15 protein-coding genes and 1 pseudogene are annotated in these 15,916 nt (G+C 68.5%); 3 read left to right on the forward strand and 13 right to left on the reverse strand.

Going from position 1 to position 15,916, the window contains the following annotated elements; translation table 11 throughout:
- Nucleotides 1-35: 35 nt before the first annotated feature.
- The 6 genes and pseudogenes from ACUVYZ_RS06095 to ACUVYZ_RS06120 form a co-directional block, all read right to left on the reverse strand.
- Complete coding sequence (locus ACUVYZ_RS06095) at nucleotides 36-2,423, reverse strand: phosphoketolase family protein (RefSeq protein WP_439933246.1); 2,388 nt, start codon at nucleotides 2,421-2,423, stop codon at nucleotides 36-38.
- Nucleotides 2,424-2,545: 122 nt separating this feature from the next.
- Nucleotides 2,546-3,658, reverse strand: a pseudogene (gene tal, locus ACUVYZ_RS06100) (transaldolase); the annotation flags it as partial.
- A 63-nt stretch (nucleotides 3,659-3,721) separates the two neighbouring features.
- Complete coding sequence (locus tag ACUVYZ_RS06105; protein WP_439933244.1) at nucleotides 3,722-4,615, reverse strand: universal stress protein; 894 nt, start codon at nucleotides 4,613-4,615, stop codon at nucleotides 3,722-3,724.
- A gap of 11 nt (nucleotides 4,616-4,626) precedes the next feature.
- The gene (locus ACUVYZ_RS06110) at nucleotides 4,627-6,261 is read right to left on the reverse strand and encodes a cation:proton antiporter (protein WP_439933243.1); all 1,635 of its coding nucleotides are present in this window, start codon (nucleotides 6,259-6,261) and stop codon (nucleotides 4,627-4,629) included.
- Between the two features lie 9 nt (nucleotides 6,262-6,270).
- Nucleotides 6,271-7,482, reverse strand: a complete 1,212-nt coding sequence (locus tag ACUVYZ_RS06115) for a Lon-like protease helical domain-containing protein (RefSeq protein WP_439933242.1) — start codon at nucleotides 7,480-7,482, stop codon at nucleotides 6,271-6,273.
- A 332-nt stretch (nucleotides 7,483-7,814) separates the two neighbouring features.
- Nucleotides 7,815-7,991, reverse strand: coding sequence for a hypothetical protein (locus ACUVYZ_RS06120; protein WP_439933241.1), 177 nt, complete (start codon nucleotides 7,989-7,991; stop codon nucleotides 7,815-7,817).
- 264 nt (nucleotides 7,992-8,255) lie between these two features.
- On the opposite strand from ACUVYZ_RS06120, the gene ACUVYZ_RS06125 reads away from it, so the two are divergent.
- Together ACUVYZ_RS06125 and ACUVYZ_RS06130 are read left to right on the forward strand one after the other, a co-directional pair.
- Complete coding sequence (locus tag ACUVYZ_RS06125; RefSeq protein ID WP_439933240.1) at nucleotides 8,256-8,705, forward strand: CBS domain-containing protein; 450 nt, start codon at nucleotides 8,256-8,258, stop codon at nucleotides 8,703-8,705.
- A gap of 9 nt (nucleotides 8,706-8,714) precedes the next feature.
- The gene (locus tag ACUVYZ_RS06130; protein WP_439933239.1) at nucleotides 8,715-10,532 is read left to right on the forward strand and encodes an adenosylcobalamin-dependent ribonucleoside-diphosphate reductase; all 1,818 of its coding nucleotides are present in this window, start codon (nucleotides 8,715-8,717) and stop codon (nucleotides 10,530-10,532) included.
- 175 nt (nucleotides 10,533-10,707) lie between these two features.
- Here ACUVYZ_RS06130 and ACUVYZ_RS06135 read toward each other — a convergent pair whose 3' ends face one another.
- From ACUVYZ_RS06135 to ACUVYZ_RS06145, 3 genes are all read right to left on the reverse strand, one after another.
- The gene (locus ACUVYZ_RS06135) at nucleotides 10,708-11,262 is read right to left on the reverse strand and encodes an Hsp20/alpha crystallin family protein (protein WP_439933238.1); all 555 of its coding nucleotides are present in this window, start codon (nucleotides 11,260-11,262) and stop codon (nucleotides 10,708-10,710) included.
- A gap of 181 nt (nucleotides 11,263-11,443) precedes the next feature.
- Nucleotides 11,444-11,596, reverse strand: a complete 153-nt coding sequence (locus ACUVYZ_RS06140) for a hypothetical protein (protein ID WP_439933237.1) — start codon at nucleotides 11,594-11,596, stop codon at nucleotides 11,444-11,446.
- Nucleotides 11,597-11,748: 152 nt separating this feature from the next.
- Nucleotides 11,749-11,949: a dodecin family protein gene (locus ACUVYZ_RS06145; RefSeq protein ID WP_439933236.1), complete on the reverse strand. Its 201-nt coding sequence runs from the start codon at nucleotides 11,947-11,949 to the stop codon at nucleotides 11,749-11,751.
- A gap of 282 nt (nucleotides 11,950-12,231) precedes the next feature.
- Between ACUVYZ_RS06145 and ACUVYZ_RS06150 the strand changes: the two genes are divergently transcribed.
- Nucleotides 12,232-12,663, forward strand: coding sequence for a universal stress protein (locus ACUVYZ_RS06150; RefSeq protein WP_439933235.1), 432 nt, complete (start codon nucleotides 12,232-12,234; stop codon nucleotides 12,661-12,663).
- A gap of 190 nt (nucleotides 12,664-12,853) precedes the next feature.
- Here the strand turns inward: ACUVYZ_RS06150 and ACUVYZ_RS06155 are convergent, their stop codons facing one another.
- The 4 genes from ACUVYZ_RS06155 to ACUVYZ_RS06170 all read right to left on the reverse strand — a co-directional run bounded on the left by ACUVYZ_RS06155 (nucleotide 12,854) and on the right by ACUVYZ_RS06170 (nucleotide 15,883).
- The gene (locus tag ACUVYZ_RS06155; protein WP_439933234.1) at nucleotides 12,854-13,339 is read right to left on the reverse strand and encodes an adenosine-specific kinase; all 486 of its coding nucleotides are present in this window, start codon (nucleotides 13,337-13,339) and stop codon (nucleotides 12,854-12,856) included.
- Nucleotides 13,311-14,165 carry a bifunctional DNA primase/polymerase gene (locus ACUVYZ_RS06160; protein WP_439933233.1) on the reverse strand — a complete coding sequence of 285 codons (855 nt, stop codon included), beginning with the start codon at nucleotides 14,163-14,165 and terminating at the stop codon, nucleotides 13,311-13,313. Before ACUVYZ_RS06160 ends, ACUVYZ_RS06155 begins: the two co-directional genes overlap by 29 nt.
- Nucleotides 14,166-14,298: 133 nt before the next feature.
- Complete coding sequence (locus ACUVYZ_RS06165) at nucleotides 14,299-14,715, reverse strand: archease (protein ID WP_439933232.1); 417 nt, start codon at nucleotides 14,713-14,715, stop codon at nucleotides 14,299-14,301.
- Between the two features lies 1 nt (nucleotide 14,716).
- Entirely contained in the window at nucleotides 14,717-15,883 is a 1,167-nt protein-coding gene (locus ACUVYZ_RS06170) for an alpha/beta fold hydrolase (RefSeq protein WP_439933231.1), read from the reverse strand.
- Between the last annotated feature and the right edge of the window lie 33 nt (nucleotides 15,884-15,916).

Raw genomic sequence — 15,916 nt, forward strand, 5'->3', positions numbered from 1 at the left:
GGCACCCTGCGACGCAGGCAGACTTGAAACAGGTTCTAGCCCGGCCACTTCCAGTCGAGCACCTCCGGCATGTCTTCTCCGTAACGCTCGATGTAGTGCCGGTGGTCGATCAACTTGTCCCGCAGCGCCTGCTTGGCGTAGGCCGCGGCGTAGCCCAGCTTGGGCACCCGGTCGATCACGTCCATGGCCAGATGGAAGCGGTCCAGGTCGTTCAACACCGCCATGTCGAAGGGGGTGGTGGTGGTGCCCTCCTCCTTGTAGCCGCGCACGTGGAGGTTTTTGTGGTTGGTGCGCCGGTAGGTGAGCCGGTGGATGAGCCAGGGGTAGCCGTGGTAGGCGAAGATGATGGGCTTGTCGGTGGTGAAGAGCCCGTCGAACTCCCGGTCTGAGAGGCCGTGGGGATGCTCCTCCCGGGGCTGCAGCGTCATCAAGTCCACCACGTTCACCACCCGCACCTTGAGTTCCGGCACGTAGCGGCGCAGCAGGGTCACAGCGGCCAGGGTCTCCAGAGTCGGCACGTCCCCGGCGCAGGCCATGACCACGTCGGGCTCCGCCCCCTGGTCGTTGCTCGCCCAGGCCCAGATGCCGATCCCGCCCGCCACGTGCTTCACCGCCGCGTCCATGTCCAGCCATTGGGGCGCGGGCTGCTTGCCCGCCACGATCACGTTTACCAAGTTACGGCTCTGCAGGCAGCGCTCGGTCACGGCGAGCAGGGTGTTGGCGTCCGGGGGCAGATAGACGCGCACGATGTCCGCCTTCTTGTTCACCACCAGGTCGATGAATCCCGGGTCCTGGTGAGAGAAGCCGTTGTGGTCCTGGCGCCATACGTGGGAGGTGAGCAGGATGTTAAGCGACGCAATGGGACGCCGCCAGGGGACTTCCTTGGCCACCTTGAGCCACTTGGCGTGCTGGTTGAACATGGAGTCCACGATGTGGATGAACGCCTCGTAGCTGGAGAACAGCCCGTGGCGTCCGGTAAGGAGATAGCCTTCCAGCCATCCCTGGCAGGTGTGCTCGGAGAGGATCTCCATCACCCGCCCGTCGGGGGCGAGATGCTCGTCCTCGGGCAGGATTTCCGCCATCCAGCTCCGATCGGTCACCTCGAACAGGGCATCGAGCCGGTTGGAGGCGGTCTCATCGGGCCCGAACACGCGGAAGTTGCGCGCCTCGCCGTTCAGCTTCATCACGTCGCGCAAGTAGCGGCCCATCACCCGGGTCGCTTCCGCCACCGCCTGCCCGGGCTTGGGCACGTCCACCGCGTAGTCGCGGAAGTCGGGAAGTCGCAGCGCCTTCAGCAAGAGCCCGCCGTTGGCGTGGGGGTTGGCCCCCATACGCCGCTCCCCAGAGGGCGCCAGCGCCGTCAGCTCGGGCCTGGGCCGCCCGCGCTCGTCGAACAGCTCCCCGGGCCGGTAGCTCTTCAACCAGCGCTCCAGCAGCTTCAGGTGCTCCGGGTTCTGGGCGAGCCCGGACAGAGGCACCTGGTGAGAGCGCCAGAAGCCCTCGGTCTTCTTCCCGTCCACCTCCTTCGGGCCGGTCCAGCCCTTGGGAGTTACCAGCACGATCATCGGCCAGCGCGGGCGTGCGGCGAGCCGTCCGCCCCGCGCGTGCTCTTGGATCTCGCGGATCTCGTCGAAAACGCGATCGAGCGTCGCCGCCATCTGCTGGTGCATGGGCTCGGGCTCGTGTCCCTCGACGAAGTGGGGCTGGTAGCCATAGCCGACGAAGAGCGATTCCAGCTCGGTCCTGGGGATGCGCGCGAGCACCGCGGGATTGGCGATCTTGTAGCCGTTCAAGTGCAGGATGGGCAGCACCGCTCCGTCGCGCGCCGGGTTCAGGAACTTGTTGGAATGCCAGGCGGTGGCCAGCGGCCCCGTTTCCGCCTCTCCGTCTCCCACCACGCAGGCCACGATCAGCCCCGGGTTGTCGAAGGCGGCGCCGAAGGCGTGGGCCAGGGCGTAGCCCAGCTCGCCGCCCTCGTGGATCGAGCCGGGGATCTCGGGTGTGGCGTGGCTGCCGATGCCGCCGGGAAAGGAGAACTGCCGGAACAGCCGCCCCATGCCCTCCTCGTCCCGGGACAGCGCCGGATGGAGTTCGCTGTAGGTGCCCTCGAGCCAGGCATTAGCGGCGAGCGCCGGTCCCCCATGGCCCGGCCCGCAGACGAAGATCATGTCCAGGTCATAAGCCCGGATCGCCCGGTTAAGATGGGCGTAGATGAAATTGAGCCCCGGCGTGGTGCCCCAGTGGCCCAGGAGCCGGCGCTTCACGTGGGCAAGCGCCAAGGGCTCCTTCAGCAATGGGTTGTCGTAGAGGTAGATCTGGCCCACGGAGAGGTAGTTGGCGGCGCGCCAGTAGGCGTCGATGCGCCGCAGCTCTTCGGGGGAAAGGGGGCCGGTCACCCCGCTCGCAGTCGCAGTCTCGTTCATGACATCGTCCTCCCCTTGAAAGTGACGGCCCGGAGAGAAGCGCGCCTCCGGGGGGCTTGTTTTCGACGCGGAGCGCCGCTTGGGCCGGCTCCGCCCAAGCGGCGCAGCCCTCACGCCGCGTGGCGCGCCCGGGCCACGGCGGCGAGCAGCCGGTCGTAGGCTTCGGCGAAGCGCCGTACTCCATCGTCCAGCAGCCGGTCGGTGACCTCTTCCAGGGCGATGCCCGCCTCCGCCAGCCGCTCCAAGACGCGCCGCGCCTCCTCCACCCCTTCCTCCAGGCTCGCCCGCGGCCGGCCGTGGTCGCGGAAGGCGTCGATGGTGGCGGGGGGCATGGTATTGACGGTGTCCGGACCGATCAGCTCCTCCACGTAAACCACGTCCCGGTAGGCCGGGTTCTTGGTACTGGTGGAGCCCCACAGCAGGCGCTGGGTCCGCGCGCCCCGGGCCGCGAGCCGCCGCCAGCGCTCGGAGGCGATGAGGGCCTTGTAGGACTGGTAAGCCAGCTTGGCGTTGGCGATCGCCACCCGTCCCCGCAGCCCTTCGAGCCGGGCGCGCTCCGCGCCGGACACTCCCGCCTCCAGCCGCTCGTCGAGCAGGCCGTCCACGGCCGTGTCGATGCGGCTCACGAAGAAGCTGGCGACGCTGGCGATGGAATCGAGGCTGAGGCCCGCGGCCAGGCGCTTTTCCAGGCCCGCCATGTACGCTTGGGCCACCTTCTCGTACACGGCCCGGGAGAAGAGCAGGGTCACGTTGACGTTAATGCTCTCGGCGATGAGAGTCTCGATGGCCGGCAGCCCCGCCGGCGTCGCCGGCACTTTCAGCATCAGGTTGGGACGATCCACCCGGCGCCACAGCCGGCGGGCTTCTTCGACAGTGGCCCGGGTGTCGTGGGCGAGGCGCGGGGAAACCTCCAGGCTCACGTAGCCGTCGCGGCCGCCCGTGGCCTCGAACACCGGGTGCAGAACGTCGGCCGCGTCCCGGATGTCGGCGATGGCCAGCGCTTCGTAGAGCTCCTCCGGGGGCGGATCGCCCTCCTTCAGGGCCTGCCGAACGGCGGCGGCGTACTCGCGGCCCTGGGCGATGGCCTGCTCGAAGATAGCCGGATTGGACGTGAGCCCCTTGAGCCCGTCCTCAGCGATGAGCCGGGCGAGCTGGCCGGAGGCGATGAGCTCGCGGGAAATGGAATCGATCCAGAAGGATTGTCCGAACTGTTCCAGTCGCTTCAAAGGATTCATAGGGTTCCTCCCTCGGGGTCTCCTTCGCTGGATACACGGCAGACCACGGCTGGAAACGGGAGTTCAGCGAACCTTGTTGACCACCAGCACGTCGCAGGGGGCCTCCATCATCACGTGCAGGGAGACGCTGCCCAGCACGAAGCGCGCCAGCTCCGAGCGGCCCCGGGCGCCAAGGGCCACCAGGTCGAAGGCGTCGTGCCGCGCGGCGTTCACGATCACGTCGGGGGCGTAGCCGTGAACCACCTTGGCCTCGGGGCGCTCGCCCTCGGCCCCCCACTCGAGCAGGAGAGCATCCAGGTCCGCCTGGGCTTCCCGCCGGGCCGCCTGTACGTATTGCTCCACCACGTCCCGGTCCACGCCGGCGTAAAAGAGCTTGCCCTCGAAGGGCAGCTCGAAGGCGTGGAGGATCGTGAGGGCGGCATCGGGCGCCAGGCGGCGCGCGGCCTCCAGCGCCGCGCGGGAGCCGGGCGAGAAGTCCACCGGCACCAGAACGCGCCCATAAGGCTGGGTCGCGCCTTGCTTGACCACCAGGGTCGGTCCCTCGTTGTGGCGCACCACCTTCTGGGCCGTGGCCCCCAGGACCAGGTCGCGGAAAAAGTGCTCTCCGTGCCCGCCGATCACCGTGAGGGCCGCGCCCCGGGCGCCGGCCCGATCGACGATTTCCCGGTACACCCGGCCGACCGCCACCTCCGGCTGCACGGCGATCCCGTGGGTCTGGGCCAGCCGGGCGGAGCGCTCGGCGAGGACCTCCCGCGCCCGCTCCACCAGTTCCGGCAATGGCCCCGCCCCGGCGGCGGCCCCGAGCCGCCGCAGCGTCTCCAGGGAGTAGCGCTCCACCACGTGGAGCAGCAGCAGGCGGGCGCCGTGGCGCGCGGCGAGCCCCGCCGCGCGCTCGAGCGCCGCATCGGCCCGTTCGGAAAAGTCGGTCGCCGCCAGAAAGGTCTCGGGCTCGCCCATAGCATCCCTCCTCAAACGATCTCTTTCGCGATGACCCCGGCGGCGAAATCCGCCGCGTCGCGGAACGGCGCCAGCACCCGGTCGGCGCCCGCCGCCCGCAGCGCCCGGGCATCCTCCTCGTCGTGGGCCACCATCGCCACCGTGCCGCGGAAGCCATAGGCCTTGAGGGCCTTGAGCAGCCCCAGGTTCACGTCCCGCTGGGGCAGCGTGCTCACCACCCAGCGGGCGCGGCCGAGGGGCAGCATGGAGGGCACCTCGGGATCCTCCGCGTCGCCGAAGATCACCCGCAACCCCTGCCGCCGCCGGGACCGGACCGTCTCCGGGTCGAAGTCCACGCCGAGCACGGCCACGCCTTGGTCGCGTAACTGCTCGGCCAGCCGGCGCCCGTAGCGGCCCAGCCCGAACACGATCACGTCGGCACCATACGCCGACGCCCCGGCGCGCTCCACCGCCGCCTCGCGGAACGGATGGCGCCGCTCGAACACCCCCAGCCAGCGCCCCACCCAGCCGTAGAGGGTCTGGGAATACAGGATCATGTAGGTGGAAAGGGCGATGGTCACCAGCCCCACCAGGGTCACGAGCCCCAGGGTCTGGGATCCCACATGGCCCAAGGAGATGCCCATGGCGACAAAGACGATGGAGAACTCGCTGATCTGGGCCACCGTGAGCCCGGCGAGAAAGCCGGTGCGCTTGCGGTAGCCCATGTAGCCCATGATGGCCATGACGATCAGCGGATTGCCCACCAGCACGAACAGGGAGAACACCACCGCCGCCGGAAGCTCCTCACCGAGGGCCGGCAGCTCCAGCTTGGCCCCGAGATCGATGAAGAAAAACAGCAGGAGGAAGTCCCGGATGCTGACCAGCCGCGTCGCCATGGCGTCCCGGTAGGGCGTGGAGGCCAGGGAGAAGCCCGCGAGAAAAGCGCCCACCTCCTTTCCGAAGCCGAGCCAGTCCCCGGCCGAGGCCAGGGCGACGCCCCAGGCGATGGCGAAGAGCAGCAAAAGCTCCTGGGATCGCGCCATCACGTGGAGCAGGCGCGGCAGCAGGAAGCGCATGGCCACGAAAATGAAGAGCGCCAGCCCGCCCACCTTGATCCCCAGCCGGGCGAGGAGCTGCGCTGCGTCTGCGGCCGCCCCCGCCGCGCCGTGGGTGCCGATCGCCATCATGGCGAGCACCACCGCCACGTCCTGCACGATGAGGAAACCGAGGGCGATGCGCCCGTGCAGCGAGTCGATCTCGCGCTTGTCGGAAAGGAGCTTGACGATGATGATGGTGCTGGAGAAGGTCAAGGCGACGGCCACGTAGGCCGCCTCCAGATGACCCATTCCCAAGGCCAGGCCGATCAGGTAGCCGAACACGATGGTGAAGCCGAGCTGGCCCAGGCCGGTGGCGAGGGCCACCGGCCCCAGGTGCCGCACCAGGTGCAGGTCCAGCTTGAGCCCCACCGCGAACAGCAGGACCGTGACGCCGATCTCGGCGAGCAGGGCGACCTCGTCGTAGCTGCGCACCCACTGGAGCCCGGCCGGCCCCGCCAGGATCCCCACCAGGATGAAGGCCACGATCAGGGGCTGCTTGAGCCGCACCGCCAGCGTGCCGGCGGCGGCCGACACGGCGAGCAGCAGGGCGAACTCGTAGTACGCGTTCATCGCGCAGCCTCACGGCGCGATGAGCATCGGACACGGAATCGCCCGCAACAGCTCCCGGAGCGTCTCTTCCCCGGGTACGACATTGCCCGGCACCACCAGCGCTCCGCAGCGACGGACCCGGGTGGCGCGGTGCAGCGCGCCGGGCTTGATCAGCGTGAAGTCCGTGACCAGGGCGCCCATGTGGGCGATGTGCTCCACGCGCCCCGCCAGGTTCTGGTACGTGGGATGGTCCTCGAAAACGAGAGGGGCGCCGTCCTGCTCGGCGTGGTCCACCAGGACGTTGACCTCGAAGCGCCGGAAGGACGGCGTCTCGACGACCTGCGCCCCGAGGACGGCGGGGGGACGCTCCTCCGGCTTGCGGAATTCGTCCATCGTCTCCACCACGTTGGACTGGACGGCATCGATGTACCGCTGCACCTCCGGCAGATCGCCGTAACGTTCCTTCAGCTCCTCCGTGAGGTGGCCGACCGCGAACATGACCACTTCGCCGTTGAGCTGGCGGATGCGCTCGCGCCGTTCCTTGCGCCACTGCTGGCTCTGGTGAACGATGGCGGCGAGCTTTTCGTGCAACCGGCCAACCACCTCTTCGATGCGCTTCTTCTCCTCCGCCGGAAGCCGCTCGTACTCCTCCGGGGCGATCACCTCGCGCTCCTTCGCGGGAGCGAAGGAGAAGCCCACCGGCGTCCGCAACAGCACGATCCCCTCCCGCGCCGCCTCCTCTCCGAGCTTCTCGAGGGCCGTCGCCTCGCGCTCGGCATACTCCGCCTCGATCTGCTGGGCACGGGCGCGGTATTCCTCGCTCTCGAACGCGGCCGGGATCGCCACGCGCAGTTCGTCCACAAGCTGCCGCATGTCGTTGCGCAGCCTCACGCCGCGCCCGGGCGGCAGACGCAAGGCCCTGGGCTTGTGCGGCTGTTCGAAATCGCGGACGTAGCACCAATCGGAGGGCCGCCCTTCGCCTTTCGCCCGGCGCGCTAGGAATTCCTGGACCAGCGTGCGCTTGCCCGCCCCGGGCGGCCCGAGCACGTAGAGGTTATAGCCATTCCTGCGGATGCCGATGCCGAAGCGCACGGCCCCCGCCGCCCGCGCCTGCCCGACGAATTCGTCCAGGGCTTCGAGCTCGTCGGCCGTCTCAAACGGGAAACGTGACGGGTGGCAATAGCCGCACAGCAGTTCGGGGCTCAGGGCCTGGAAAATGGCGGACGGTGCCGGCCTGTTCATGGGATCGGGGGCATCCTACGGGCGCAGCGGTCATTCTCATTCTAAAGTCCGCGCCGCCCTGCAAATTGATCTATATCAACACGAGCCGGCCGCGCGGTGTCCGAGCCGCTCACCCGGCGCGCGATCGGCGGACAGATCCGGCGGCTGCAGAACCCGCCACCGCCCGGTGTGCGCGCCTTCGGGGGGCGGCGGTATGAAGCCCGGCGCTCCAAGCCGAGCGCCATCGGCCGCGGGATAGCCCGGCTTCGCCGGACGGACGCCGGTAAGCGACTCGTCCACCGGGTTCCGTGGGAACCGCCGGCGGCGGGAAACCGCCGGGGCGGTGCCGCCGCTTATTCCTTCGGCGGCGCGTCGGCCGGTTCGACGCTCTCCACCCGGGGGATGTCGCGCTGGGGATGCTGCTTGACGATGCGCTTGAGCTGTTCCTGTTTCGCGATCGAGCGCGCGCTCGACTGCTGCAGGTCGGCTTCGGCAGGTTCCGGGGGAAGGGATTTTCTTGGCTTGGGCATCGAAGATCTCCTTGGCCTTATCGGTGTCATGCGGGAGACGGAGAAACGGCCGGCCTTCCCTCGGGCCGGCTCGGCCCGAGGGACACTCCCGGTTCCAGGAGCGCGGAGGAGATTTTCGCTCTTATCCGAGCCCCAGGTCCAGGCGCAGGGTGCGGCCCGGCTTTGATCTGGGTCAAAGCGCTTCCAGACGGGCGGCGGAATACTAAAAGCGTAAAGCGGCGCAGACGCGCCCGCTGCGTCGACCGTCCGCCCAAGGAGGAAATCATGGATGTCGGCGAGATCTGCACCCGGGAAGTCGTGATCGCGACCTGCGACACCACCGTCCTCGAGGCAGCGCGCTTGATGCGCGAATACCACGTCGGGGATGTGGTGGTGGTGGACGAGTCCAGCGGGCGGAGTATTCCCGTCGGAATCGTCACCGACCGGGATATCGTCGTCGGCGTGGTGGCCACAGGGCTGGACCCGGCCGCCCTGACCGTCGGCGACATCATGGGCGGGGAGCCCGCCACCGCAGCTGAGCACGACGACGTATACGAGACGCTGCAGATCATGCGCGCCCGCGGCGTGCGCCGCGTGCCGGTGGTGGATGCCGAGGGCGCCCTGGCGGGCATCCTGGCGCTGGACGACGTGCTGGAAGTCCTCGCCGAGGAGCTGGACGCGGCGGTCAAAGTGGTCGCGCGCGAGCAGGCGAACGAGGCGCAGCGCCGCCGCTGAGGCCGGCAAGTGGGATTCTTGACGCAAGCGTCGAGGCACGTCTGGGAGACCAAGTACCGGTATCGGGACGGGGCAAACGGCGGGGATCACACCATCGAAGACACCTGGCGCCGGGTAGCGCGGACGCTGGGCGCCGTGGAATGGCGCGACCGGGAGGCTTGGACGCGGCGCTTCCTCGACATCCTGGAAGATTTCAAATTCCTGCCCGGCGGGCGCATCCTGGCCGGCGCCGGCACCGGGCGCAACGTCACGCTTTTCAACTGCTTCGTGATGGGGACGATCGAGGACTCGATGGAGGGCATCTTCCGCGCCCTCCATGAGGGTGCTGTCACCATGCAGCAGGGCGGCGGCGTAGGCTACGATTTTTCCACCTTGCGCCCGCGGGGCACGCGTGCGAAGGGCGTCGGCGCCATCGCTTCCGGGCCCGTCTCCTTCATGGGCCTCTGGGACGCCATGTGCGCGACCCTTCTATCCACCGGTGCGCGGCGCGGGGCGATGATGGCGACCCTGCGCTGCGACCATCCCGACATCGAAGAGTTCGTCTCGGCCAAGCGGAAGCCGGGCGCGTTGCGGCATTTCAACCTGTCGGTCCTGGTAACCGACGCCTTTATCGAGGCAGTCCGCCTGGGCCGGGATTGGCCCCTTGTCTTCCCCGCCACGGCGGCGGACGAACCCGGAGGGGAAACCGTCCTGCGCGACTGGCCCGGGCACGACGAGCCCGTGCGCTGCCGCGTCCACAGGACGCTCAAAGCCCGCGATCTCTGGGCCATGATCCTGCGCGCGACCTACGACTACGCCGAGCCGGGCGTGCTCTTCATCGACCGCATCAACCGGCAGAACAATCTCCGGTACCGCGAGCGAATCAGCGCGACGAACCCGTGCGGCGAGGTGCCGCTGCCGCCGTACGGCGCCTGCGATCTGGGATCGGTGAACCTCACCGCCTTCGTGCGCGAGCCGTTCACCGACCGGGCGCACCTGGACACGGAAGGCATCCGCGAGACGGCGACGGTCGCCGCGCGGCTCATGGACAACGTCATCGACGCCTCGCAGTTCCCGCTCGCGCAGCAGGCAGAACAGGCGCGCGGCACGCGGCGTATCGGTCTGGGCATCACCGGGCTCGCCGACACTTTGATCATGCTTAACCTACACTATGCCGAGCCCGAGGCACGCGCGCTCGCCGCCGAGGTCATGCGCCTGATTTGCCACAGCGCCTACCGCAACTCCATCGAACTCGCCCAGGAGAAGGGGCCGTTCCCGTTCTTCGAGCGCGGCCAGTACCTCCACGGCGAATTCATCCGATCGCTGCCGGCGGACATCCGGGACGGAATCGCGCGGCACGGCATCCGCAACAGCCACTTGATCGCCGTCGCCCCGACCGGGACCATCAGCCTGCTGGCCGGCAACGTGTCGAGCGGCCTGGAGCCGGCTTTTGCCGCGGAATTCCGCCGCAGCATGCTGCACGAGGACGGCACCACGTCCGCCTTCGAGCTGGTCGATTACGCCGTGGCTTTGTGGCGGCGGCTGACGGGCGACCGCAAGGGCTTGCCGCCGGCCTTCGTCCGCGCTTCGGACGTGCCCCCGGACGGCCATGTGGCGATGCAGGCGGCCCTGCAACCGTTCGTCGACAACTCCATCTCCAAGACGATCGCCGTCCCGGAGGATTTCCCGTTCGACGCGTTCCAAAACATCTACGACCTCGCCTACGACCGCGGGCTGAAAGGCTGTACCACGTACCGCCCCAACCCTGTACGGGGCGTGGTCGTCACGGCGGCAGAGGAGAGCACGGCGGCCCCCCACTGCTGCGCGATCGAGCGCGAAGCGGACTGAAGGCACGGGCGGCGGGGCAGGCTCCCATCGGTCGGCTTCGGGTCCCAATACCCGCCCGATCGCCCGTGAATTCAGCGACCTTTAGCGTCCGGCCTTCCGCCGTGTCGTAAACGATCGAGCAGACCCCGCCAAGACGCTTCCCTGGCCGCCGCGCCCGGCGGCGCAACCGCACGGTTCATTCGACTTTGATGGTGCGCCTCTTCGCCGTCTCCGTCTTGGGCAGCGTGATCTCCAGCACGCCGTCTTTCAACGACGCCTTGGCTTTCGATTCGTCCACTTCCGCCGGCAGCGAAACGGTGCGCGAGAACGCGCCGCGGGAAATCTCGCAGCGATAGTAATCGCCTTTTTCTTCCTTCTCCTCGCGTTTGGTCTCGCCCTTGATGGTGAGCACGTTGCCGGTGAGCGAAATCTCGATGTCCTCCTTGTTCACCCCCGGCACCTCAGCCCTCACCACCACTTCGGCGTCGCGATCGATGACGTCGAGCTTCGGTATCCGTGCCCCGACCCTTGCCACATCGGGGACGGCCGGCCACTCCCACCGGAACGGCTGCGGCCAGCGGTAGGAAAAGAAATCCTCGAGCATGCGCTCGATGTCCTCGAACGGGCTCAACGCCCTAGCCGGGACCCGTCGGACTTCCTTTCCTTTGGTGACGGCCACTTCCTTTTTCGTTTCCTCAGTCATGATGAATCCTCCTGGTCGAAACGATGCACGCGATCCCTTCGGGATCATACCGCCCTCTCCCTCGGGGAGAGGGCATCCCCTCTTCCTCCTCCCCCAGCCGGGAGGAGGACGGCGGCAAATGGTTCGTCGACCATTTACCGGAGGCTCAATAGCGGCGGACCAAAAACTGGACCGCCTTGCCAAAGCCGACCGGATCAATATGCCGTTTCTAGAGACACCCGGGTTTGATCTAGCGCAAACCGGCGCCGGATTTCACCTGGCGACGGGGTCGGTCCCGATCGTGCTTGGCATAGAGCGCTTCGATCTGGGCGGCGAAGCGCTTCTCCATCTCCGGGCGCTTGAGCTTGAGGGTGGGCGTCAAGAGCCCGTTTCGATCGTCCACGGCTCGAGGGTCAGCCAGATCCCATGGGGACGGGCGTAGCCGGGGAAGCCCGCAGGGCGTGCCGCACGCGCTTGAGCGCTTCGGCGGCGGCGTTGCGGGACTGGAGAGAGGCGGTTCGGTCCATGGGCCGGTAGGCCCGCGCGGCGGCCGGCTCATTCCAGGACGAAGGTGACCTTCAGGTCCACTCGGTACTTGGCGATGTTTCCGCCCTCGACCACCACCTGCTGCTCCTTGACCCAGGCGGCGCGAATGTTGCGCACCGTCTTGGACGCGGTCTCGATCCCCTGGCGGATCGCGTCCTCGAAACTCTGGGTGGATTCGGCGCTGATTTCGATGATTTTCGCGACGGACATGGCGCTACTCCTTTCTGCGTCTGCAGCAAATGGTCGATGAACCAGTTCCCGTCGTCCCGCCCTTCCTCCCGGAAGGAGAGAGGGACTGGGCGATCTCCTCCCCAGAGGGAGAGGGGCCGGCGAGGGCGGGCACCGCCCGGCATCTCGACGGCGCCACCGGAATGCCCAGGCCGATTACAGCACGAGCGGGGGTCGGCCGGTTTGACTTGCATCAAACCGGCGCCTTTTCGGCGCGCCTAAACTGGCGAAAGATGCCTGGGTCGAACCAAGGAAAGGACCGCGATGTTCAAGCACATCTTTGTTCCCATCGACGGAAGCGCCACATCGCAAGTCGCGCTGGAAACGGCGCTCCAACTGGCGAAGGAGCAGGGCGCCGAGGTACGGATCGTCCACGTCTTCAAGCACTTCGTGGCCTCCTCCGGCGGGGGACCCATCGACCTCACCGAGGCGTTCAAGCGGGAGGGGGAGACGGCGTTGGCGCGGGCGGAGAACCGGGCGCGCGAGGCGGGCGTGCCGGCCGCGACCGAACTGATCGACGCCGGCGGACGGCGCATCCCGGGGGCCATCGTGGAAGAAGCCGCCCGGTGGCCTGCCGATCTCATCGTCATGGGGACCCACGGGCGGCACGGCTTCGAGCACCTTCTGCTGGGCAGCGTGGCGGAAGGCGTCGCCCGGCGAAGCCCGATCCCCGTGATGCTGGTGCGGGGACGGTGAAGGCGGCGCTTCCCCGTTGAGATCCCCTAAGCCTGCGCCCCCGTCCATCCGGGAGCGCCTGCGCTTCGCCCTTTTGCGCGACGGCCCCAAGCTTCCCGGCGAACGCTACGTGGGCCTGGAGACGGCGGATCCTTTCAGGATCGACCGGAAAGCGGGCGATAATGGGAGCTCGGACAGCCACGCGTCTGCCTCAAAGCTTATAGCCGATCTTCCGCAGCAGATCCTTCCGCCACTGGATGTCCTCTTCGCCCTCGATGTCCTTGGTGCGAAAGCCGTCCACCACGCCCAGGATGGCGCGCCCCTGCGCCGTTTCGGCAAGGACGATTTCGGTCGGATTGGCCGTGGCACAGAAGATGCGGCACACCTCCGGCACCGCCTTGAGCGTATTGAGGACGTTGAGCGGGTAGAAGCCCTCGCCCAGGAAAACGATGAAGCAATGGCCGGCGGCGATGGCCATGGCGTTCTTCCGGGCGAGCTCCACCATGGCGGGATCGGTGCCCGACCAGCGGACGAGGCATTTGCCGGAAGCTTCGCAAAAAGCCAGGCCGAACTTGATGCCGGGAACCGCGGCGACCAGAGCCTCGTGGATGTCTTCCACCGATTTAATGAAGTGGGTCTGCCCTAGGATGAAATTGACCGCTTCCGGTTTATCGATCTTCACGGTGATGAGTTCCATCTCGGATTCCTCCTGTTTGACTTGGATCGAACGGAACCGCCTCCTCCCGCTCCCGCTCGTGCAGACGCAGGATGCTCTCCACCACGCGGGCCACTTCCTCGTCCGCCAGGGGAGGACGGCATCGCGCCCTGTTCCAGGCGAGCAGAAGCTCGAGCACCACCTGCGGGTCGACGCCGCGCCAGAAGAGGTGTCCGGCCAGGGAAGCGATGGTGTTGTTGCGTTGCCCTTCCTCCACGCCCTCCCGCACGAGGCTCCGCCAATGGGCGATCGGATGTCCCGTCCGCGGTCCCGCGGGCAGCACCAGGCGCAGGAGCCACGGGGGTACGGCCGCCAGAGGCACCTCATCGGGGCTGCGTCCCGGCACCCAGGCGTAGCACCGCCCGCTCGGATGCAACGACGGGGGCGCCACCGCCACGCCGCCGTCTCCGCGCAAGTCGATGCCCGAGGCGATGGCGATCCGGTTCGGCACTAGCCCGCCGGGGTGGGAGAAATAGCAGTGCCGTCCCCCTCCCCCGGTCGTCGCCTCGACGGTGACGGGCAGCCCGCCATGCTCGGCTTCGAGGGCGGCGAGGCTCTGCTCGCCTCCATGCCGGGGATCCACGTCCAGCACCACGAGCCCGGACACGGCCCCGGTGACGATGGCCAGGTTCGCCTCGCCGCGGTGCCGGAACCACGCCTCGAGCTCATCCTCCGTCGGAAGGCGGCGCTGGAACTCGGCCCACGGAACCACAGGCCGTTTGCCACGCCGCTCCACCGGGACCACCGACCAGCCGCGTGCGAGGTATGCGCGGGCTGCGGCCCATACCGAAGCCTGCGGTTCGGACATGGACTTCCCCCGGCGCATCGGCTCAAGTGAACGCTCGAAAAGCTTGGAGCCTATCTCGAAATCGAGCGAGAAGCGCTGAGCGAAGCAAAACGCAGCGGACGGTGACGGTCTGCCAGTGCCCCGGGCGGCAACTCTAAACGTCCACCACGCAGCGCGCTTCCCATTCCCCGTCCCGCTCCCGGACCGAAAGCATGGTGAGCGTCGCGCCCTTCACCTCCACGCCCCGCTCCATGCGGGAGGTCCAGGCCTCGCCGGAAGCTTCCCCCACCCAGCGATCCCCGCGCCGCTCCAGGGAGAACCGGCTGAAGACGGCGCCGTGCTCCCGCGCCGCCCCCAGCAGCCGGTTGAGCCAGGTGACCAGGGCCAGCTCCACGTCCGGTTCTTCGAACTCCACCTGGACCGTGAGCGCCTGACCGACCTGGGCGAGATCGGTCATGATGGCGAACATCGCCCGGGCTGCGGCTTCGAACGCTTCGGTCACGGTCCGCCCTCGCCCGATCACGCCGATGTCGGCGTCGTGCTCGAAATAGTCGTAGGTCGGCGCTTCCATGTCACCCTTGCCGTTCTCGCTTCCCGGATCCGTCGTGCGCCAGTGCGCCGCTTAACCAGCGCAGGATCTCGGGCCACAGGCGCCGGTGGGCGTTGCGCCCCACCAGCAGGCCCACGTGCTGGATCGCCACGCCGGTGTCGCCGTGGTACCAGAGCAGCGCCTTGTTCGCCCCCGGCAGCGCTTCGTAGAAGGGTACCACCGATTGGGGCGGCACGATGTCGCAACGGGGGTCGGCCGCGCACAGCACCGGAATCGCCAGGCGCTCCGGCGCCGCCCGCCGGCCGCCGAGCTCGAGGGTGCCGCGCATGAAGCGGTCCTCCCGGTACAGCCAGGCGGCAATCTCGGCAAAGAGCCTCCTCGGCAGCGGCGTCTCGTCCAGGGCCCAGCGCTCCACCCGCAGATGGGTCTGAGCCGCTTCGGCGTCCCCCATGCTGGAGAGCCAGTCGAGCCAGCGGTCGAGCTGGAACGTCTTCGGGGAAGCGAGCACGCTCAGGGTGTTGAGATAGGAGCCGGGGACGTTGGCCGGCAGCCGCTCGGGGAGGCCCGTGCGGGAAAGGGCCGCCAGCGTGCGGCCGAAGGTGCCGATGCCCTCGCCGAAGTGGAGCGGCGCGGCGAGCAAGGCCAGCGCCCCCACCCGCTCCGGATGGGCCGCCGTGAAGGCGGCGGCGAAGGTGCCGCCCAGGGAATGGGCGATGAGGCCGGGGCGGGCCGCGCCGCCGTCGGCGGCGACGGCCTCCAGGGCCTCCAGGAGCAACCGGCCCGCGTATTGAGCTAACCCGTATTCCGCTTCCGCCTCGCCCGGGGGCTCCCATTGCAGCAAGTAGACCCGAAAGCCGGCCTCGAGACACCGGCGCACCACGCTCGCTCGAGGCGCCAGATCCCAGAGATAGGCCCGCTTGAAGGGCGCCGGCACGAGGAGTACCGCCGGGCCGCCCTCGGCCGGGCGGTGATACGCCTTGAGCGTGACGGGAGGGCGCGCCAGCACCACTCGGCCCGGCGTCTCCTGGGGTCCCAGGCCCACCGCGTCCAAGGCGTGACCCCACGCCCGGCGCCAGGCGTCCATCCCCCCGTAGAGGCTCCAGGCGGCGAGGCTCGTCTCCAGAACGCGGGCGAACCCCCCGTCCAGGGCCTCTCCACCCCCTCCCCCGCTATGGCTATATTCCGTCATCGCCGCCTCGCTCGCACCGCCTATCGTCCCCTT

It is taken from the genome of Pelomicrobium sp. P1 (genome assembly GCF_052805615.1).

Coding starts and splice junctions, on each gene's coding strand:
- ACUVYZ_RS06095 (WP_439933246.1), bottom strand. CDS start 2,423: ATGAACGAGACTGCGACTGCGAGCGGGGTGACCGGCCCCCTTTCCCCC.
- ACUVYZ_RS06105 (WP_439933244.1), bottom strand. CDS start 4,615: ATGGGCGAGCCCGAGACCTTTCTGGCGGCGACCGACTTTTCCGAACGG.
- ACUVYZ_RS06110 (WP_439933243.1), bottom strand. CDS start 6,261: ATGAACGCGTACTACGAGTTCGCCCTGCTGCTCGCCGTGTCGGCCGCC.
- ACUVYZ_RS06115 (WP_439933242.1), bottom strand. CDS start 7,482: ATGAACAGGCCGGCACCGTCCGCCATTTTCCAGGCCCTGAGCCCCGAA.
- ACUVYZ_RS06120 (WP_439933241.1), bottom strand. CDS start 7,991: ATGCCCAAGCCAAGAAAATCCCTTCCCCCGGAACCTGCCGAAGCCGAC.
- ACUVYZ_RS06125 (WP_439933240.1), top strand. CDS start 8,256: ATGGATGTCGGCGAGATCTGCACCCGGGAAGTCGTGATCGCGACCTGC.
- ACUVYZ_RS06135 (WP_439933238.1), bottom strand. CDS start 11,262: ATGATCCCGAAGGGATCGCGTGCATCGTTTCGACCAGGAGGATTCATC.
- ACUVYZ_RS06145 (WP_439933236.1), bottom strand. CDS start 11,949: ATGTCCGTCGCGAAAATCATCGAAATCAGCGCCGAATCCACCCAGAGT.
- ACUVYZ_RS06150 (WP_439933235.1), top strand. CDS start 12,232: ATGTTCAAGCACATCTTTGTTCCCATCGACGGAAGCGCCACATCGCAA.
- ACUVYZ_RS06155 (WP_439933234.1), bottom strand. CDS start 13,339: ATGGAACTCATCACCGTGAAGATCGATAAACCGGAAGCGGTCAATTTC.
- ACUVYZ_RS06160 (WP_439933233.1), bottom strand. CDS start 14,165: ATGTCCGAACCGCAGGCTTCGGTATGGGCCGCAGCCCGCGCATACCTC.
- ACUVYZ_RS06165 (WP_439933232.1), bottom strand. CDS start 14,715: ATGGAAGCGCCGACCTACGACTATTTCGAGCACGACGCCGACATCGGC.
- ACUVYZ_RS06170 (WP_439933231.1), bottom strand. CDS start 15,883: ATGACGGAATATAGCCATAGCGGGGGAGGGGGTGGAGAGGCCCTGGAC.